The organism is Blastococcus sp. HT6-4 (genome assembly GCF_039679125.1).
Taxonomy (GTDB): domain Bacteria; phylum Actinomycetota; class Actinomycetes; order Mycobacteriales; family Geodermatophilaceae; genus Blastococcus; species Blastococcus montanus.
In genome coordinates this window covers 3,372,679-3,391,557 of record NZ_CP155551.1, presented here as the reverse complement: position 1 = coordinate 3,391,557, position 18,879 = coordinate 3,372,679, and the positions used below count along the sequence as shown (strand labels likewise).

14 protein-coding genes are annotated in these 18,879 nt (G+C 72.6%); 7 read left to right on the top strand and 7 right to left on the bottom strand.

Annotation, left to right across the window (positions count from 1 at the left end; translation table 11 throughout):
* Positions 1-10 precede the first annotated feature (10 nt).
* A complete protein-coding gene (gene mce, locus ABDB74_RS16105) occupies positions 11-496 on the bottom strand; it encodes a methylmalonyl-CoA epimerase (protein WP_346619771.1) in 486 nt (161 codons plus the stop codon).
* Positions 497-697: 201 nt separating this feature from the next.
* On the opposite strand from mce, the gene ABDB74_RS16100 reads away from it, so the two are divergent.
* The 3 genes from ABDB74_RS16100 (at position 698) to ABDB74_RS16090 (ending at position 4,435) form a co-directional block, all read left to right on the top strand.
* Positions 698-1,888, top strand: coding sequence for an acetyl-CoA C-acetyltransferase (locus ABDB74_RS16100; RefSeq protein WP_346619770.1), 1,191 nt, complete (start codon positions 698-700; stop codon positions 1,886-1,888).
* Positions 1,889-1,968: 80 nt separating this feature from the next.
* The gene (gene meaB / locus ABDB74_RS16095; RefSeq protein WP_346619769.1) at positions 1,969-2,916 is read left to right on the top strand and encodes a methylmalonyl Co-A mutase-associated GTPase MeaB; all 948 of its coding nucleotides are present in this window, start codon (positions 1,969-1,971) and stop codon (positions 2,914-2,916) included.
* Positions 2,917-2,977: 61 nt separating this feature from the next.
* Positions 2,978-4,435 carry an NAD(P)/FAD-dependent oxidoreductase gene (locus tag ABDB74_RS16090; RefSeq protein WP_346619768.1) on the top strand — a complete coding sequence of 486 codons (1,458 nt, stop codon included), beginning with the start codon at positions 2,978-2,980 and terminating at the stop codon, positions 4,433-4,435.
* Positions 4,436-4,511: 76 nt separating this feature from the next.
* On the opposite strand, the gene ABDB74_RS16085 is transcribed toward ABDB74_RS16090, so the two are convergent.
* Entirely contained in the window at positions 4,512-5,387 is an 876-nt protein-coding gene (locus ABDB74_RS16085) for a hypothetical protein (protein WP_346619767.1), read from the bottom strand.
* A 146-nt stretch (positions 5,388-5,533) separates the two neighbouring features.
* Here ABDB74_RS16085 and ABDB74_RS16080 point away from each other — a divergent pair, with 146 nt between their 5' ends.
* The 4 genes from ABDB74_RS16080 to ABDB74_RS16065 all read left to right on the top strand — a co-directional run bounded on the left by ABDB74_RS16080 (position 5,534) and on the right by ABDB74_RS16065 (position 9,027).
* Positions 5,534-6,052, top strand: a complete 519-nt coding sequence (locus ABDB74_RS16080) for a MarR family transcriptional regulator (protein WP_346619766.1) — start codon at positions 5,534-5,536, stop codon at positions 6,050-6,052.
* Positions 6,053-6,091: 39 nt separating this feature from the next.
* Complete coding sequence (locus ABDB74_RS16075) at positions 6,092-7,771, top strand: methylmalonyl-CoA mutase family protein (protein ID WP_346619765.1); 1,680 nt, start codon at positions 6,092-6,094, stop codon at positions 7,769-7,771.
* A gap of 61 nt (positions 7,772-7,832) precedes the next feature.
* Positions 7,833-8,018 (top strand): hypothetical protein, encoded by a 186-nt coding sequence (locus tag ABDB74_RS16070; protein WP_346619764.1) that lies wholly within the window; start codon positions 7,833-7,835, stop codon positions 8,016-8,018.
* Positions 8,019-8,061: 43 nt separating this feature from the next.
* Positions 8,062-9,027 carry a tetratricopeptide repeat protein gene (locus ABDB74_RS16065; protein WP_346619763.1) on the top strand — a complete coding sequence of 322 codons (966 nt, stop codon included), beginning with the start codon at positions 8,062-8,064 and terminating at the stop codon, positions 9,025-9,027.
* A gap of 7 nt (positions 9,028-9,034) precedes the next feature.
* Here ABDB74_RS16065 and ABDB74_RS16060 read toward each other — a convergent pair whose 3' ends face one another.
* From ABDB74_RS16060 to ABDB74_RS16040, 5 genes are all read right to left on the bottom strand, one after another.
* Complete coding sequence (locus ABDB74_RS16060; RefSeq protein ID WP_346619762.1) at positions 9,035-10,429, bottom strand: neutral zinc metallopeptidase; 1,395 nt, start codon at positions 10,427-10,429, stop codon at positions 9,035-9,037.
* 129 nt (positions 10,430-10,558) lie between these two features.
* Positions 10,559-13,423: a 1,4-alpha-glucan branching protein GlgB gene (glgB, locus tag ABDB74_RS16055; RefSeq protein ID WP_346619761.1), complete on the bottom strand. Its 2,865-nt coding sequence runs from the start codon at positions 13,421-13,423 to the stop codon at positions 10,559-10,561.
* Positions 13,424-13,487: 64 nt separating this feature from the next.
* Positions 13,488-14,870, bottom strand: coding sequence for a maltokinase N-terminal cap-like domain-containing protein (locus tag ABDB74_RS16050; RefSeq protein ID WP_346619760.1), 1,383 nt, complete (start codon positions 14,868-14,870; stop codon positions 13,488-13,490).
* Positions 14,867-16,687: a maltose alpha-D-glucosyltransferase gene (gene treS, locus ABDB74_RS16045; RefSeq protein ID WP_346619759.1), complete on the bottom strand. Its 1,821-nt coding sequence runs from the start codon at positions 16,685-16,687 to the stop codon at positions 14,867-14,869. The genes ABDB74_RS16050 and treS overlap by 4 nt, the downstream gene beginning before the upstream one ends.
* A 50-nt stretch (positions 16,688-16,737) precedes the next feature.
* The gene (locus tag ABDB74_RS16040; protein ID WP_346619758.1) at positions 16,738-18,771 is read right to left on the bottom strand and encodes an alpha-1,4-glucan--maltose-1-phosphate maltosyltransferase; all 2,034 of its coding nucleotides are present in this window, start codon (positions 18,769-18,771) and stop codon (positions 16,738-16,740) included.
* Positions 18,772-18,879: the final 108 nt, after the last annotated feature.

Genomic DNA, 18,879 nt, shown 5'->3' with positions numbered 1-18,879 from the left:
GTGGCGCCGGTCAGTGCGTGGCGGTCGCCGCGGGCTCGACGAGCTCGACGAGGACGCCGCCGGCGTCCTTCGGGTGGACGAAGTTCACCCGGCTGCCGGCGGTGCCGCGCTTGGGCACGTCGTAGAGCAGGCGCAGGCCCCGGTCGCGCAGCGTCGCGCTGACCGCGTCGACGTCCTCGACCCGGAAGGCCAGCTGCTGAAGGCCGGGGCCGGAGCGCCCGATGAACTTCGCGATCGTCGACTCGGGGGTGAGCGGGGCGAGTAGCTGGATGCGGGTGTCGCCGTTGCCGACGGCGAGCATCGCCTCCCGGACGCCCTGCTCCTCGTTGGTCTCCTCGTGCACCGACTGCACGCCGAACGCCTGCGCGTAGAAGGCGATCGCCTCGTCGAGGTCGGGCACCGCGATGCCCACGTGGTCGATGGTCGTGAACAGGCCCGCGGGCAGGCCTGCGGGAGCGCTGGCGTGATCGGCGTCGTTGGTGGTCACGCGGGGCATGATGCCGCAAGACGTCTGAGACGACAGGCGTGTGTGGTGCGCCTCACCCCCCATGCGTGACGGCGGCCACAGCTGTGGCCCTGCCGCGCGTCGGGGTGCCGTCCTATCCTTCCCGGAAGGCCCGACGCCGCGCCGGAACGCCGACGCGGTGCGTCCCGACAACGTGGCCGCCAACGGCGGCGGCCCGCCCTTGGAGGCAGCATGTCCCGCTCGGTCATCGTCAGCGGCGCCCGTACCCCGATGGGGCGGCTCCTCGGCTCGCTCAAGGACTTCTCCGCGGCCGACCTCGGTGGCGTGGCCATCAAGGCCGCCCTCGAGCGGGCCGGCATCTCGGGCGACCAGGTCGACTACGTGATCATGGGCCAGGTCATCCAGGCCGGGGCCGGTCAGAACCCGGCCCGCCCGGCCGCGGTCGCCGGCGGCATCCCGATGTCGGTGCCCTCGCTGACCATCAACAAGGTCTGCCTCTCCGGCCTCAGCGCGATCGCGATGGCCGACCAGCTGATCCGCGCCGGGGAGTACGACGTCGTCGTCGCGGGTGGCATGGAGTCGATGACCCAGGCGCCGCACCTGCTCGCCAACTCGCGCACCGGCACCAAGTACGGCGACACCAAGCTCGTCGACTCCATGGCGCACGACGGTCTGTCGGACACCTTCGACCAGGTGGCGATGGGCGAGCTGACCGAGAAGGCCAACTCCCGCTACGAGCTGACCCGCGAGGAGCAGGACGAGTTCGCCGCCGCCAGCCACCAGAAGGCGGCGCGCGCCGCCAAGGACGGCATCTTCGCCGAGGCGGTGACGCCGGTGCTCATCCCGCAGCGCAAGGGCGACCCGATCGAGTTCACCGAGGACGAGGGCATCCGGCCCGACACCACCGCGGCGAGCCTGGCCAAGCTGAAGCCGGCGTTCGCCAAGGACGGCACGATCACCGCGGGCACCGCCTCGCAGATCTCCGACGGCGCCTGCGCGGTCGTCGTCATGAGCGCCGAGAAGGCGGCCGAGCTGGGCATCACCCCGATCGCCGAGATCGGCGCGCACGGCGTCGTGGCCGGTCCGGACGCCACCCTGCAGAGCCAGCCGTCGGGGGCCATCAAGAAGGCCTGCGCGCGCGAGGGCATCGACCCCAAGGACCTCGACGTCGTCGAGCTCAACGAGGCCTTCGCCGCCGTCGGCATCGTCTCCACCCGCGAGCTCGGTATCGACCCGGAGAAGGTCAACCCGAACGGCGGCGCCATCGCGCTGGGCCACCCGATCGGCATGAGCGGTGCCCGCGTCGTGCTCGACGTCGCGCTCGAGCTGCGCCGCCGGGGTGGCGGCGTCGGCGCCGCGGCGCTGTGCGGTGGCGGTGGCCAGGGTGACGCGCTGATCCTGCACGTTCCCGCCCCGGCGTGACCGGGTCCCCGGAGGGGACCGCAGTCCAGAGCCCCGTCCCTGCCGCCCCGACCGGGCGGCGGGGACGGCGTGCGACCGACGTGCCCACCCTCGTGGCCGGTGCCCGTGAGGGAGACGCCCGTTCGGTGGCGCGGCTGATCTCGCTGGTCGAGGACGCCAGTCCCGCGCTGCGCGAGGTGGCGGCCGCGCTGGCCCCGCACACCGGGCAGGCCCAGGTGATCGGCCTGACCGGTTCGCCCGGGGTGGGCAAGTCCACGTCGACCACCGCGCTGGTCCGCGCGCTGCGGCAGGCCGGCAAGCGGGTCGGGGTGCTCGCGGTCGACCCGTCGTCCCCGTTCTCCGGCGGCGCCCTGCTCGGTGACCGGGTGCGGATGCAGGACCACGCGGGCGACAGCGGCGTCTTCATCCGGTCCATGGCCTCGCGCGGCCACCTCGGGGGCCTCTCCTGGGCGACGCCGCAGGCGCTGCGGGTGCTGGACGCCGCCGGGTGCGACGTCGTGCTGATCGAGACCGTCGGCGTCGGCCAGTCGGAGCTGGAGATCGCCTCCCTGGCCGACACCACGCTGGTGCTGGTGGCCCCGGGCATGGGTGACGGGATCCAGGCCGCCAAGGCGGGCATCCTCGAGGTCGCCGACGTCTTCGTCGTCAACAAGGCCGACCGGGACGGCGCGGACCAGACCGTCCGGGACCTGCGCTACATGCTCTCCCTCGGCGGCCGGCACTCCGAGGCGGGGCACTGGCGGCCGCCGATCTGCCGCACCGTCGCCGCGCGCGACACCGACAACGGCGTCGAGGAGGTGCTGGCGAAGATCGAGGAGCACCGCCAGTGGCTGGAGTCCTCCGGTGAGGGGCACCGTCGGCGCAGCGAGCGGGCCGCGCGGGAGATCGAGGCGATCGCACTGGCCACGCTGCGGGAGCGGATGGGCGACGTGCACGGCTCCGCGGCACTGGGGACGCTCGCCGACCAGGTCGTGAGCGGCGGGACCGACCCCTACCGGGCCGCCGACGAGCTGCTCGGCCGGCTGTAGTCGTTGGACGCGCAGGTCGGGCGCCGTCCGGCCAGGATGGACCGGTGAACGGACTACGGCAGTGAACGGCAAGGCGGACGCCGTCGTCGTCGGAGCGGGGCCCAACGGGCTGGCGGCCGCCCTGCGGCTGTCCGCCGCCGGGCTGCGCGTGCAGGTGGTGGAGGCGGCCGACCGCGCCGGCGGCGGGCTGCGCACCGAGGAGCTGATGCGCCCGGGCTACCACCACGACGTGTGCTCGATCGTGCAGCCGATGGCGGCCGCGGCGCCGTTCTTCCGCGAGTTCGACCCCGAGCGCCGCGGTGTGCGGTTCGTGCACCCGGAGATCAATTTCGCCCATCCGCTCGACGGCGGGCGGGCGGCGCTCTCGCTGCGGTCGCTGGAGGAGACGGCGGTGGGCCTCGGGCGCGACGCGGACTCCTACCGGCGGCTGTTCGGGCCGCTGACCGACCGGGGCGCCGACGTCGTCGACTTCTTCCTGACCAGCCGGCTGCGCCGCCTGCCGACGCGCAGCGTGCCGCAGATCGCCCAGTTCGGGCTCAACGGGCTGCCCAACGTGGGCTGGCTGGCGCGACGGCGCTTCGACACCGAGGAGGCCCGCGCCCTGCTGGCCGGCGCCGCGGCCCACGGGATGCTCGACCTGAGCCAGCCCCTGACCTCTGCCCTGGGGATGATCCTCGCGATGCTGTCCCACCACGTCGGGTGGCCGCTGATCGAGGGCGGGTCCCAGCAGCTCGCCGACGCGATGGTCGCCGCCCTGGAGGAGCAGGGGGGCGAGGTGGTGACCGGGCACGAGGTCACCGACCTGCGGGAGTTCGACGGCGTGCCGGCGGTGCTGCTGGACACCACGCCCCGGGCGTTCGTCGCGATGGCGGGGGACCGGGTGCACGAGGGCTACCGCCGCTGGGTCTCCCGGTACCGGCACGGCGCGGGCGTGTTCAAGATCGACTGGATCCTGTCCGAGCCGGTGCCGTGGGCGAACCCCGACGTCCGGCGGGCCGGGACCATCCACGTGGCCGGCGACCTGGAGGAGACGATCGCAGGGGAGCACGCCCCCAACCGCGGCCGGATCACCGACCGCCCCTACGTGCTCGCGGTGCAGCCGACCGTGCCCGATCCCACCCGGGCCCCGGAGGGTGGCCACATCCTCTGGGCCTACGCCCACGTGCCGCACGGGTCGGAGGTAGACATGACCGAGGCCATCGAGAACCAGATCGAGCGGTTCGCGCCCGGGTTCCGGGACACGGTCGTCGAGCGGTGCACGAAGAACGCCGTCGCGATGGAGCAGTGGAACCCCAGCTACCTCGGCGGTGACATCTCCAACGGCCAGGCCACCCTGCGGCAGATGCTGGCCCGGCCGGTGCCGCGCTGGAACACCTACAAGACGCCGGTGAAGGGCGTGTACCTGGCGTCGGCCGCCACGCCGCCGGGGCCGGCGGTGCACGGCGCCTGCGGGGACAACGCCGCGCAGGTGGCGCTGCGGGAGGTCTTCGGCGTCCGCGAGGTCCCGCCCCTGCGCTGACGCCCTCCGCCTGTCGTGCGCGCCGTCGTCGACCTGTCGTGGTGTTCCGGTCCTCGACACCACGACGAGTCGACAGTCAGCTGCCCAGTTCGGCTGCCAGCCGGAGCAGTAGCCGTGCGGGGTCACGCAGGTCCGCCGCCGTCACGAAGACGACCCGCCACCCGCACCCGGTCAGCCGGTTGAGCCGTGCCCGGTCCTTCCCGACCTGCTGACGCTCGCCGTGCCACGTGCCCTCGTACTCGAGCGCGATCCGGTGGTCGGGCCATGCGAAGTCGACGCGCGCCACGAACCGGCCGTCGGCATCCCGGACGACGTGCTGGGCGACGGGGTCGGGCACCACCGAGTCCCGCAGCAGCAGTCGCAGGCGCGTCTCCTGCGGTGACTCGGCCAGGCCGTCGGCCCGGGCGACAGCTCGGCGGGCTCGCGCGGACCACGGGCCGCGCGCGGTCGACGCCAGTGCACGCACCGCGGCGAGATCGGTCGCGCCCGAGCGCACCAGTCGGTCCACCAGTGCGGTGCCGTCGGATCCCGGGAGCCTCCCCGCCAGGTCGAGCGCGGTCAGCGCTGCGCTGGTCACCGGGACTCCGGAGCGCCTCAGCACCTGTGCGGGGTCGAGCGCACGCCGCCGCACGCGGACACCGGGCAACGTGCTGACCCCGGCTCCGGGCGGGACGGTGAGTTCGACGTCGTCGCCCGCACCGGCGGCATCCACGCCCCAGAGCACGGCGGCGCTGCGACCACTGATCGCCGAGCGGCGCACCGCGAGGGCGGCGCCCATGGCGCGTACCCGGTGCGTGACCGGCACGGTGGCGCACACGTAGACGTCGCGGTGCAGCCGGCGCCAGGCCGAGCTGCGGAGTTCGTTCTCGGTGAGCCGGCCTGACCGGACGACCGCGCTGCCCCGGAAGACGCGCCGGTGCAGCTCCGGAGGCCGGCGCGGCTGGGGACCCACGGCGTCAGCGTGGCCGACGGCAGCAGCCCCCGGGGCGGCTGTCCACAGGCGGCGCGGCCGTCGACCTGCCGTGGGGTCCGGGTCCGCCACCCCACGGCACGTCGACACCCGCGGCCGGTCGGGGCCGCCCCGGTACCGTGCCGCCCATGGTCCGACCGCTGGGGCTGCCCTACGACCCGATCGAGCGGGCAGGGGAGACGTGGGAGCAGCGCTTCGGGCCGGCGTCGGCCATGCGCGCGGCGACGTCGGTCTTCCGGGTGCAGCAGATCCTGCTCGCCCGCTTCGACGAGGTGCTCAAGCCGCACCGCCTCACCTTCGCCCGGTACGAGGTGCTCGTGCTGCTCACCTTCAGCCGGAGCGGTGAACTGCCGCTGAAGGTCATCGGCAGCCGGCTGATGGTGCACCCGACCAGCGTCACGAACGCGATCGACCGGCTGGTCGCGGCCGGTTACGTGGGCCGGCGGCCCAACCCGGCCGACGGCCGCGGGGTGCTGGCGGCGATCACCGAGCGCGGGCGTGCCGTGGTGGAGCAGGCGACGACGGCGCTCACGGCCCTGGACTTCGGTCTCGCCGACCTCTCCGAGGCCGACTGCGACCAGGTGTTCGACACGCTGCGGAAGGTCAGGCTGGGCGCCGGCGACGTCGCCGAGGAAAGGTCCGGGTGACGGTCGACACAGGATAGTTGGACGTCCTAGCATCTGGTCATGACCCAGGACGCCCGGCAGCGGTGGCAGCAGCGGTACGACACGGCGCTCGCCGGGGGGCGGGTGCGCGACGCCGACTTCACCACGCTCTCCGGCGTGGAGGTCGACCCCGTGTACGGCCCGGCCGACGAGTCGGCGGTCGAGAACTTCGAGCGGATCGGCTACCCGGGCGAGTTCCCCTTCACCCGGGGCCTGCACGCCACCGGTTACCGCGGACGGGCCTGGACGATCCGCCAGTTCGCGGGCTTCGGCAACGCCAGGCAGACCAACGAGCGCTACAAGATGATCCTGGCCGAGGGCGGCGGCGGGCTGAGCGTCGCGTTCGACATGCCCACGCTCATGGGCCGGGACTCCGACGACCCGCGGGCGCTGGGCGAGGTGGGTCACTGCGGCGTGGCCGTCGACTCCGCCGTCGACATGGACGTGCTCTTCGACGGCATCGACCTCGAGGCGACGACGACGTCGATGACGATTAGCGGCCCCGCCGTCCCGGTGTTCTGCATGTACCTGGTGGCCGCCGAGCGCCAGGGCGCCGACATCGGGAAGCTCAACGGCACGCTGCAGACCGACATCTTCAAGGAGTACATCGCGCAGAAGGAGTGGCTGTTCCCGCCCGAGCCCCACCTGCGCCTGATCGGCGACCTCATGGAGTACTGCGCGGCGAACATCCCCGCCTACAAGCCGATCAGCGTCTCCGGATACCACATCCGCGAGGCCGGCTCGACCGCGGCGCAGGAGCTGGCGTACACGCTGGCCGACGGGTTCGCCTACGTGGAGCTGGGCCTCGACCGGGGGCTCGACATCGAGCAGTTCGCGCCCGGGCTGTCGTTCTTCTTCGACGCGCACGTCGACTTCTTCGAGGAGATCGCGAAGTTCCGCGCCGCGCGCCGCATCTGGGCCCGCTGGCTGCGCGACGTCTACGGCGCGACCACCGAGAAGGCCCAGCAGCTGCGCTTCCACACCCAGACGGCGGGGGTGTCGCTCACCGCGCAGCAGCCGGACAACAACATCGTCCGGACGGCGGTCGAGGCGCTGGCGGCGGTGCTCGGCGGGACGCAGAGCCTGCACACCAACGCCCTCGACGAGGTCCTGGCGCTGCCCAGTGCGAAGGCCGCGCAGATCGCGCTGCGCACCCAGCAGGTCATCGCCGAGGAGACCGGGGTGCTGAACGTGGCCGACCCGCTGGGCGGCTCCTGGTACGTGGAGGCGCTCACCGACGAGATCGAGCGCCAGGCCGAGGAGATCTTCGCCCGGATCAAGGACATGAGCGCCGACGGCACGATGACCTCCGGCATCCTCCGCGGCATCGAGGACGGGTACTTCACCGGCGAGATCGCCGAGGCGGCGTTCGTCTACCAGCGGGCGCTGGAGAAGGGCGACAAGAAGGTCGTCGGGGTCAACACGCTGGTCGGCTCGGTCGACGCCGACGACAAGCTGGAGATCCTGCGGGTGAGCCACCAGGTGGAGACCGATCAGAACGCCGAGCTCGCCGAGCGCCGCCGGGCCCGGGACGACGACGCCGCGCGGGCGGCCGTGCAGCGGATGGTCGAGGTCGCGCGCACCGAGGAGAACATGGTGCCGGCGATGCTCGACGCCGTCCGCGCGGAGGCCACCCTCGGCGAGATCTGCGACGCGCTGCGCGGCGAGTGGGGCGGCTACACCGAGCAGGCCCGTTTCTGAGCACACTGTCGCGCTCCGCGCTCCGACCGCGGCCAGGGCTCGTTCCCGTCCTGCGCTGGCTGTGAGGCTGGCCGGGAGCCGTCCCCGCGGCGGGACCGGCCCCGAGCCGGGCGGCATCGCGCTCGGCGAGCCGGCCGGCACGGGCGGTGCGCTGGTCCTGCTCTTCTCCGCGGACCTCCCCCGCGGACGGCGGTTCGACTTCCGCGACCCCGGCGCCAACGAGCTGGGGGTCTGGGCGGAGGGCTGAGGCCCGCCCTCGCGGGGCGGGCCACCTCTGGGATCATGTCCGCATGCAGCCGACCCGACCCGGACGCCCCGACCCGCGCGCGCAGGCCCAGCAGGCCCAGGCAGCCGCTGCGATGGCCGGTGCCGTCGACCTCGCCGCCCTCCAGGCGCGCAACGAGGCCGCCGCTCGCGCCGCAGCCGCCCCGCCCCCGAGCGCCGCCGCCCCGGCCGGTGCCCCCGGCAGCGCCGTCGTGGACGTCACCGAGGCCACCTTCCAGGCCGAGGTGCTGGACCGCTCCTTCCAGGTCCCGGTCGTGCTGGACCTGTGGGCCGAGTGGTGCGGGCCCTGCAAGCAGCTCTCCCCGGTGCTCGAGGCCCTGGCGGTCGAGGGTGCCGGTTCCTGGGTCCTGGCGAAGGTCGACGTCGAGGCCAACCCGAACCTGGCCCAGGGCCTGCGGGTGCAGGGCATCCCCGCGGTCAAGGCCGTCTGGCAGGGGCAGCTGGTCGCCGAGTTCACCGGTGCCATCCCCGAGGAGCAGGCCCGCCAGTTCGTCACCGAGCTGGTGAGCGCGACCACCGGCGGGGCGGTTCCCGGGGGAGCGGCCCCGCAGGCCGAGGACGACGACCCCCGGCTCGACGCCGCGGAGGCCGCCCTCGAGCGCGGTGACCTGGCTGCCGCCGAGGCCGCCTACCAGGCGATCCTGGCCGAGGAGCCCGACCACCCCGACGCCGCCATCGCGCTGCGGCAGGTGCAGCTGTTCCGGCGCGCGGAGGAGGCCGGCCCCGAGGCCCTCGCCGCGGCCGACGCCACACCTGGCGACGTGGTCGCGCAGACCCGCGCCGCCGACTTCCTGCTGGGGACCGGCAACATCGAGGAGGCCTTCGACCGGCTGCTCGACGTGGTGCGGCGGACGGCGGGGGAGGAGCGCGACGCGGCCCGCAAGCACCTCGTCGAGCTGTTCTCGGTCGTCGGCGACCAGGACCCGCGGGTGGCCCAGGCCCGGCGTCAGCTCACCGCCGCGCTCTTCTGACCCCGCCTCAGCGGTCCAGCCCGCAGGCCTCGCCACCGTCGAGGAAGCCGGTGCGGAAGGCGCCCACCAGCTCGAAGCCGGAGGCGTCGACGTTCGGGAACACCTGGTCGTCGACGCCGTACTGCAGGAGGAACTGCACGGCCTCGTCGATGTCGCCGGGACTGATCTCGGCGGGGAGCAGGTCGGCGAAGGAGTTGGTGTACCACTGGGCCTGGTACCACCCGGTCAGGCACACGGCCGATCGGGTGGCCTCGCCGTCGTCCACCGACAGGCCCGCCTGCTCCCGGACCGCCAGGGCGTAGGGCAGCGCCATCGCCGTGGCCAGCGCGAAATCGCCGATCTCGTCGTAGGCGGGGACGGCGAGGTCGGCCTCGTCGATGTAGACGGTGCGCTCGGCCGGGCAGTACCCGAGATCGCGGTCGTCGAGGCCGTCGCAGTCGGGGGCCCGGACCTGGAACCCCTCGATCGCCGGTGCCCGGAACTCCGCGCCGGACGCGACGGGGAAGACCTCGCCGAAGAAGGCGGGCAACGTCGCGCCCACCCACTCGACGATGTCGTCGAACTCGGCGTTGCCCTGGTTGATGAAGTCGGGCTCGGTGAACTCCGCGGCGGTGAACAGCCGGTCCACGCCGAACGCGTCCCGGCAGGTGGCCAGCCCGGTGTCGAACCCGTCGTAGAACGCCGACACCCGGTCGAAGTAGGACCCGTGCGCCTCGCTGTCGTCCGGGTCGCTGCCGACGTCGTCACGCAGCAGCAGGAAACCGCGCACCACGTCGTCGAGCTCCGGCTCGCGCAAGGACAGGTGCTGGGCCCCGCCGTCGGCGACCCAGCGCGTCCAGGCGCCGGCCAGGCAGTCGGCCTGCGTCTCGTCCTGGATGCTGCGGCCGGACTCGGCGAACCCGAAGCGGCCCTGCATGGCGTGGCCGAACTCGTGCGCCATGACCACCGGGACCAGGAACCGGCCGTAGTCGTCGGACAGCTCCTGCAGCATCTCCCGGTCGTAGGCGATGACGTCGCAGACCGGGTCGTAGAAGGCGTTGCCGGCCACGTCCTCGGGTGCGGTGTACGACCCGTCGCACCCGATCCCGCTATCGGGGTAGAGGCTCTCGTCGAGGTCGGACGAGTCGACCGAGAAGTAGCCACCGGCCAGCGGGGTGTACTGCTCGCCGAAGTACTCGGGATAGGCCTGCGTCCAGAACTGCTCGAGGTCGGCCAGCGCGTTGCGGGCGAACTGGTCGATCGGGGCGTCGCCGACCCCGGTGATCGGGAACTCCTCGGCCGTGACGTCGACCGGCGCGCCGGCGAGCGGTGACGCCTCCCCGCGGACGACGTCGGTGGCACAGCCGGCGAGCAGCAGTACGGCGACGGCCACGGGGGCGGCGCGGTGCGGCAGCTGTCTCATCCCGGTGGTCCTCCACGTGCACGGGCGGGCGCCCTCCCGTGCCGGAGGGCCGGTCCAGCATGCCCGGTGCTGCGCGGTGCCCCCGCACCCGGCGCGCCGCGACGGCGGCGCGCCGGGTCTCCCGTCCGATCAGCCCTGGTGCTCGAACCAGACGGTGCCGAGCGGGGGAGCGGAGATGGTCGCCGAGTACGGCTGCCCGTGCCAGGGTTCGGCCACGGCCTCGACTCCGCCGTAGTTGCCGACGCCGGACCCGCCGTACCCCTCGGCGTCGGTGTTGAGCACCTCCCGCCACTGCCCGCCTCGGGGCAGGCCGATGCGGTACTCGTGGTGCGGGGCGCCGGAGAAGTTGACGACGCAGGCCAGCACCGAGCCCTCCGCGGGGGCCGGCTCGTCAGCGGCGTCGTCGTCATCCGCACCGGAGACCACGCCCTCGAGGGCGGTCCCGGCCGCCGGCGCGGCGCCGAACCGCAGGAACGAGAGGACGTTGCCCGACGCGTCGTTGGCGTCGATCCACTGGAACCCGGCGGCGTCGACGTCGAGCGACCAGAGCGCGTCGAGCTCCTTGTAGCGGCCGTTGAGGTCGCTGACCAGCTGGAGCACGCCGCGGTGGGCGGGGTCGTCCAGGTGCCACCAGTCCAGCGACCGGCTCTCCGCCCACTCGGAGTCCTGGGCGAACTCCGAGCCCATGAACAGCAGCTGCTTGCCGGGGTGCGCCCACATGTAGCCGAGGTAGGCCCGCAGGTTGGCCAGCTGCTGCCACCGGTCGCCCGGCATCTTGCCGAGCATCGAGCCCTTGCCGTAGACGACCTCGTCGTGGCTGATCGGCAGCACGTAGTTCTCGCTGTACGCGTAGTGCATCGAGAACGTGAGCTGGCCGTGGTGGTAGCTGCGGTAGATCGGCTCCCGCTCCACGTAGGACAGCGAGTCGTGCATCCAGCCCATGTTCCACTTGAAGCCGAACCCCAGGCCGCCGAGGTGCGTCGGGCGGGTCACCCCCGGCCAGGCGGTGGACTCCTCGGCGATCGTCATGATCCCGGGGACCTCGCGGTAGACCGTGGCGTTGAACTCCTGCAGGAACGCGACCGCCTCGAGGTTCTCCCGGCCGCCGTACTTGTTGGGCAGCCACTCGCTGCGGGAGTAGTCCAGGTAGAGCATCGAGGCGACCGCGTCCACGCGGATGCCGTCGATGTGGAACTCCTTGGCCCAGTACAGGGCGTTCGCGACCAGGAAGTTGCGGACCTCCGAGCGGCCGAAGTCGAACACGTACGTGCCCCAGTCCAACTGCTCGCCCCGGCGCGGGTCGCCGTGCTCGTAGAGCGAGGTGCCGTCGAACCGGGCCAGCGCCCACTCGTCCTTCGGGAAGTGCGCGGGCACCCAGTCGACGATGATGCCGATGCCGGCCTGGTGGGCGCGGTCGATCAGGTAGCGGAGGTCGTCGGGGGTGCCGAAGCGGGACGTGGGCGCGTAGTACGAGGTGACCTGGTAGCCCCACGAGCCGCCGAAGGGGTGCTCGGCCAGCGGCATGAACTCGATGTGGGTGAACCCGGCGTCCCGGACGTAGTCGACCAGCTCGTCGGCCATCTCGCGGTAGGACAGGCCCTGGCGCCACGAGCCGGCGTGCACCTCGTAGACGCTCATCGGCCGCTGGTGCCAGCCGGCCTCGGCGCGGGTGGCCAGCCAGTCGTCGTCTCGCCACTCGTAGGTGGACTCGGTGACGACCGAGGCGTTCAGCGGCGGCACCTCGGTCTCGAAGGCGAGCGGGTCGGCCTTCTCGCGCCAGGTGCCGTCGGCGCCGAGCACGTGGTACCGGTAGCGGGTGCCGACCTTCACGCCGGGCACGAAGATCTCCCAGACGCCGGAGGAACCCAGCAGCCGCATCGGGTAGGCGCGGGCCTCCCAGTAGTCGAAGTCGCCGGTCACCTTGACGCCGCGGGCGCTCGGCGCCCAGACGGCGAAGGAGACGCCCTCGATCGTCCCGCCGGGCGTCTCGTACCGCCGGACGTGGGCGCCCAGGACCTCCCAGAGCCGCTCGTGACGCCCCTCGCGGATGAGGTGCTCGTCCACCGGGCCCAGCGTGGGCAGCCAGCGGAACGGGTCGTCGACGGTGTAGGTGGTGGTGCCGCCCTCGCCGTCGGGGTACCCGACCTCGATGCGGTAGTCCCCCGGCTGGCGGGGGAGGCTCGCGGCGTGGATCCCGCCGTCGTGCAGCCGGGTGGCCTCGTAGCGGCTGCCGTCCTCGTCGATGACGGCGACGGCGATCGCGTCCGGGCGCAGGGTGCGGACCGCCCAGCCCTCCGCGGTGCGGTGGGCGCCGAGGATGCGGTGCGGGTCGGTGGACCAGCCCTCGACGATCGCCCGCAGGTCCTCCTCGCTGAACTCCTCGACCTCCGGCCCGGTGGCCGCGTCGCCCTCGCCGGGGGACGCCGCCAGGCCACCGGCCGCGACCGGGGCCGCCGGCTCGGCCGCACCGGCCGACCGGTCACCGGCGCCGCCGTCCGGGGCCTGCGGCGTGCTGGGCTGGGCCGGGTCGGGGCTCGGTGCCTCCGGCTGGGGCGCCGGCGCGCCGGAGGGGTTGCCGGGCTCGGCGATCGGTGCCGGGGCCACGACGGGGTTGGCGGTGACCTCGGTCTCCTCGCTCCCCGGTTCGGGGGTGGCCTCGGTCGCCGTCGGCTCGGCCGCCACCTTCTTCGCCGTCGACCGCTTGGCCGCGGTCGCCTTCGTGCCCGGTGCGGCAGCCTTCTTCGCCGGCGCCGCCTTCTTGGCCGGGGCGGCCTTCTTCGCAGCCGCGGCCTTCTTGGCCGGCTTCTCGGCGGCCTCGCCGTCGGAGCTGGCGGGGGCCTTCTTGGCGGTGCGGCGGGTGGTCTTCTTCGCCGGTTCGGCGTTCACCACCGGCCCGCCGGCGGCCGCTTCGGCCTGGGACACCTTCTCGTCCACGGCGCGCTGGAGATCGTCCTTGTCGGCCACGGGGCTCTCGCCTCGGTCGTCGGTCGTCATCGTCTCGCCGTCCTCGTCCGTCTCTCGGTCTCTGGGCGCTCGGTTGGATGGCCTCGGTCGGTGCTCAGTCCCGGCCGACGAGCCGGGAGAGCGACTGCAGCGGGATCATCAGCCAGTTCGGACGGTTCCTCGCCTCGTAGACGCATTCGTAAACCGCCTTGTCGGCCTCGAACGCCCGAAGGAGTGGTGACTCCCCGCACGGGTCGAGGCCGCTCGCGTGGGAGTAGCCGGCGCAGAAGGCCGCCCGGTTGCGGGCCGCCCACTCCTGTGCGCGGTACTCGCGCTGCGAGTCCTCCGGCTGCTCGACGAGCATGTGCCGGGCGGCGTAGTCGAAGCTGCGCAGCATCCCGGCGACGTCGCGCAGCGGGCTGTCGAGCTCCCGGCGGGCGGCGAGCGGGCGGGCGGGCTCACCCTCGAAGTCGAGGATGATCCAGCCGCTGACCGTGCGGAGCACCTGGCCCAGGTGGAGGTCACCGTGCACCCGCTGGCGGACGACCTGCTCGCTGCTGCCGGCCACGGCCGCGTACACCTCGCGGAGGGCGTCGGCGTGCTCCTGCAGCTGCGGGACGACCTCGATCGCCGCCTGCAGCCGCTCGGTCATCTGCCGCGCCACGGTGGCGAACCACTCCGGCGCCGCCTCCTCCGTGGGCAGCACCCGCGCCATGTCGGCGTGCACGGAGGCCGTCGCCGCGCCGAGCCGCTCGCTGTCGGCGGCGAAGTCGCCGCCGACCTCGTCGGCGTGCAGGTCGCCCTCGGCGTAGAGGTCGCGGACGCTGGCCGTGGCGAGGCGCCAGCCGTCGCTGGCGTTGGGCACGAAGGTCTGCAGCATGGCGACGGTGGCCGGCTCACCCCCGTCGCGGTCGTCGATCTCGACGTGACCCAGCAGCCCGGCGATGTGCGGATTGTCCGTGCTGCGCAGCGCGCCGTGGATCTCGACGTCGGGGTTCAGGCCCGGCTCCAGCCGGCGGAACAGCTTGAAGATCGCTTCCTGGCCGTAGACCAGGGAGGTGTTGCTCTGCTCGGTGGAGACGATGTCGCCGGGCAGGCCGTCCGGGATGTCGCCCTCGGCGGCGGGGGAGAAGTGCATCGGGCCCACCGACGAGCCCTGGGCCAGGTGGATCAGCCAGGGGGTGGTGGAGTCGCGGTCCCGCATCGCGTCGTAGGCGAAGGTCTCCTGCCCGTCGTTGGCCACCGCCCCGACGAGCGCCGACTCCAGCTCCTCGGCGGGGTGGTCGCGCCAGGACAGCGGGACGAGGTAGGTCTCGCGGGCGCCGTCGGCGTACTCGATGCGCACCCGGTGCACCGAGAGCACCGGGTTGCCGCGGTCGAGGAAGAACCCCTCTTCGGTGACGCCCGCCCACTCCCTGCCCTTGCCGCCGAACCACCGCTGCTGGGGGATCCACTCGCGGAACAGGTCGGTCAGGGCACTTCGCGGTGCGGCGCTCATCGGGGTCCTCCGGACTCGTCGGACGGTGTCTCGTCGGCGTCGCTGACGACACCGGCGGCCAGCAGGGTGTCGGCGACGGCGCTCGACGTGGCGCTGGCCCAGTCCTCGTGCTCGTCGGACGCCGGCTCGATCGGCTTGGAGAGCTCGAACCAGTAGAAGCCGTGCCCGGCGAGCGTGAGCATGTACGGCAGGACGCCGATCTGCGGGAACTCCACCCGGCCAGTGAGCTCGACCGGCGTGTAGCCCTCGAACTCGCGCAGGTCGAGCTCCACCGGCTGCGGGAACCGGGACAGGTTGTTGACGCAGAGCACCACGTCGTCGCCGAACCGGCGGACGAACGAGAGGACCGTCGGGTTCCGGGAGCCGACCTCCTCGAAGCTGCCCAGGCCGAACGTCGGGTGCTGGCTGCGCACCTGGATCATCCGGCGGACCCACTGCAGCAGCGAGTTGGTGTTGCGCAGCTGCGACTCGACGTTGGTGACCTGGTAGCCGTAGACCGGGTCCTGGTTCAGCGGCAGGTACATGCGCTGCGGGTCGGCGGTGGAGAAGCCGCCGTTGCGGTCGGGGGTCCACTGCATCGGGGTGCGGACGCCGTCGCGGTCACCGAGCCAGATGTTGTCGCCCATGCCGATCTCGTCGCCGTAGTACAGGACCGGCGAGCCCGGCAGCGACAGGAGCAGGGCGTTGAACAGCTCGAGGGTGTTGACGTCGTTGTCCAGCAGCGGGGCCAGCCGGCGGCGGATGCCGATGTTGGCCTTCATGCGGGGGTCCTTGGCGTACTCGTCCCACATGTAGTCGCGTTCCTCGTCGGTGACCATCTCGAGCGTCAGCTCGTCGTGGTTGCGGAGGAAGACGCCCCACTGGCAGTTGTCGGGGATGTCCGGCGTCTGCGCCATGATCTCCGAGATCGGGAAGCGCTGCTCCCGGCGCACGGCCATGAACAGGCGCGGCATCACCGGGAAGTGGAAGGCCATCTGGCACTCGTCGCCGTTCTCGCCGAAGTACTCGACGACGTCGGCTGGCCACTGGTTGGCCTCGCACAGCAGGACGGTGTCGGGGTAGTCGGCGTCGACGACCTTCCGCACGTGCTTGAGGAACTCGTGGGTGCGCGGCAGGTTCTCGCAGTTGGTGCCCTCCTCCTCGAAGAGGTAGGGCACGGCGTCGAGCCGGAAGCCGTCGATGCCGAGGTCGAGCCAGAAGCGCAGGGCGTCGATGATCGCCTCCTGCACCTTCGGGTTCTCGAAGTTGAGATCCGGCTGGTGGGAGAAGAACCGGTGCCAGAAGTACTGCTTGCGCACCGGGTCGAACGTCCAGTTGGAGCTCTCGGTGTCGACGAAGATGATCCGGGCGTCGGCGTAGCCGGTGTCGTCGTCGGCCCAGACGTAGAAGTCGCCGTACGGCCCGTCGGGGTCGCTGCGGCTGGCCTGGAACCAGGGGTGCTGGTCCGAGGTGTGGTTCATGACGAAGTCGATGATCACGCGCATGCCCCGCGCGTGGGCCTCGGTGAGGAACTCGCGGAAGTCCTCGATGTCACCGAACTCCGGCAGGACGGCGGTGTAGTCGCTGACGTCGTAGCCGCCGTCGCGCAGCGGCGAGGCGAAGAACGGCGGCAGCCACAGGCAGTCGACGCCGAGCCACTGCAGGTAGTCCAGCTTGTCGATCATGCCGCGCAGGTCACCGACGCCGTCGGCGTTGCTGTCGGCGAAGCCCCGCACGAGGACCTCGTAGAAGACCGCGCGCTTGTACCACTCGGGGTCGGTCCCCGGTGGCGGGAGCGGTGTGTGGTTGCTGCGGGAGTCGGGGACGGGAACGCTCATCGACGCCAATGCCTCGTTCGGGTCGGAGGGTGCGGTCGGGGGAGGACCGGTCAGTCGACCGGCGGGGGGAACTGCACGGGCCGCGGGAAGGTGACCGCGAAGACGTGCGCCGGCTCCCGGTAGGGATCGAGCTCCACGTAGTTGAACTGGCCCCAGTCGTAGTGGGCGCCGGTGAGCTCGTCGGTGACCGCGAAGCGCTCGTGCCAGTCCAGACCGAGGGACGGCAGGTCCAGCGCCGTCGTCCCGATCTGGGTGTCCCGGCTGGACAGGTTGACGACGACGAGGACGGCGTCGTTCGAGCCGGGGTCGGTCTTGGTGAAGCAGAGCAGGTTCGGGTTGTCCACCTGGTGGAACCGCAGCGTGCGCAGCTGCTGCAGCGCCGGGTGGGCCCGTCGCACCTCGTTGAGCCGGCGCAGGTACGGCGCCAGGCTCCGCCCCGAGGCCTCGGCTCCGGCCCAGTCGCGCGGGCGCAGCTTGTACTTCTCGCTGTCCAGGTACTCCTCGCTGCCCGGCTTCACGGCCACGTGCTCGAAGAGCTCGAACCCGGAGTAGACACCCCACGTCGGGCTCATCATCGCGGCCAGCACGGCGCGGATCTTGAACATCGGCGGGCCGCCGAACTGCAGCGACTCGTGCAGGATGTCCGGGGTGTTCACGAAGAAGTTCGGCCGCATGTAGTGGCTGTTGGCGGCCAGTTCCCGGCCGTACTCCTCCAGCTCCTCGCGCCCGGTGCGCCACGTGAAGTACGTGTAGGACTGCGTGAAGCCGATGCGCGCCAGCTGGTGCATCATCGCCGGCCGGGTGAAGGCCTCGGCGAGGAACAGCACGTCGGGGTCGGTCTTCTTGACCTCCCAGATCAGCCAGTGCCAGAAGTTCAGCGGCTTGGTGTGCGGGTTGTCGACGCGGAAGATCCGGACGCCGGCCTCCATCCACACCCGGACGACCCGCAGGCACTCGGCGTAGATGCCCTCGGGGTCGTTGTCGAAGTTGATCGGGTAGATGTCCTGGTACTTCTTCGGCGGGTTCTCCGCGTAGGCGATCGTCCCGTCGGGCTTGGTGGTGAACCACTCCGGGTGCTCCTCGACCCACGGGTGGTCGGGGGCGGCCTGGAGCGCGAAGTCGAGGGCCACCTCCATGCCCAGCTCCCGGGTGCGGGCGACGAAGGCCTTGAAGTCGTCCATGGTGCCCAGCTGCGGGTGCACCGCGTCGTGGCCGCCCTCGGCGCTGCCGATCGCCCAGGGGGAGCCCACGTCGTCCGGCCCGACGTCGGAAGGGTTGCCGCCGGGGAACTGGCTGGAGTTCGGGCCCTTGCGGTTGACCTTGCCGATCGGGTGGATCGGCGGCAGGTAGACCACGTCGAAGCCCATGTCCGCGATCGCCGGCAGCCGGTCGGCGGCCGTGGTGAAGGTGCCGTGGGTGGGCTGCCCGCCGACGACGGGGCCCTCGGACCGCGGGAAGAACTCGTACCAGGAGCCGTAGAGCGCCTCGCGCCGGTCGACCCACACCTCGTAGTGCGGCGACCGGGTGACCAGCTCGCGCACCGGGTGCTCGTACAGGTACCGCTGCAGGCCGGCCGCGAGCGCGGGGGCGATGCGCACGGTCAGCTCCTGCGAGGTGTCGCGCAGCGAACCGGCGGCGGCGGCGACGCGGTCCCGCCACTCGCCGTCGGCCCCGGCGGCGACGCGGTCGAGCAGGCGCGCGCCATCCTCCAGGTCGTTGGCGAGCTCGTCGGGCCCCTGGCCGGCCTCGACCTTGACCTCGACGGCGTGCTTCCACGTGGCCAGCGGGTCGCTCCACGCCTCGACGCAGAAGGTCCAGCGGCCCTCCCGGTCGGGCACGACGCCGGCGATCCAGCGGTCGGGCTCCGGGGGCAGCTTCGCCATGCGCAGGAAGGGGGCGGTCGAGTCGTCCTCGCCGGGCGGGGTCCAGACGACGTTCGCCGCGACGGCGTCGTGGCCCTCGCGGAAGACGGTGGCGGTGATCGGCAGGTGCTCGCCGATCACGGCGCGGGCCGAGAAGGACCCGCAGGACACGACAGGGGCGACATCGGTGATGCCGAGGCGGAGGTCAGCGCGGCCATTCATCCCGGCCACGCTATCGAGGTGCCGCCCCACGAGCATCTCGGCTGCCGTCCGACCCCGGCCGCCTCACCCGTTGGGGCTGCCCCGGGGCGACGCGGCGAGACCCGCGGC

Coding starts and splice junctions, on each gene's coding strand:
- mce (WP_346619771.1), bottom strand. CDS start 496: ATGCCCCGCGTGACCACCAACGACGCCGATCACGCCAGCGCTCCCGCA.
- ABDB74_RS16100 (WP_346619770.1), top strand. CDS start 698: ATGTCCCGCTCGGTCATCGTCAGCGGCGCCCGTACCCCGATGGGGCGG.
- ABDB74_RS16080 (WP_346619766.1), top strand. CDS start 5,534: ATGGTCCGACCGCTGGGGCTGCCCTACGACCCGATCGAGCGGGCAGGG.
- ABDB74_RS16075 (WP_346619765.1), top strand. CDS start 6,092: ATGACCCAGGACGCCCGGCAGCGGTGGCAGCAGCGGTACGACACGGCG.
- ABDB74_RS16065 (WP_346619763.1), top strand. CDS start 8,062: ATGCAGCCGACCCGACCCGGACGCCCCGACCCGCGCGCGCAGGCCCAG.
- ABDB74_RS16060 (WP_346619762.1), bottom strand. CDS start 10,429: ATGAGACAGCTGCCGCACCGCGCCGCCCCCGTGGCCGTCGCCGTACTG.
- glgB (WP_346619761.1), bottom strand. CDS start 13,423: ATGACGACCGACGACCGAGGCGAGAGCCCCGTGGCCGACAAGGACGAT.
- ABDB74_RS16050 (WP_346619760.1), bottom strand. CDS start 14,870: ATGAGCGCCGCACCGCGAAGTGCCCTGACCGACCTGTTCCGCGAGTGG.
- treS (WP_346619759.1), bottom strand. CDS start 16,687: ATGAGCGTTCCCGTCCCCGACTCCCGCAGCAACCACACACCGCTCCCG.
- ABDB74_RS16040 (WP_346619758.1), bottom strand. CDS start 18,771: ATGAATGGCCGCGCTGACCTCCGCCTCGGCATCACCGATGTCGCCCCT.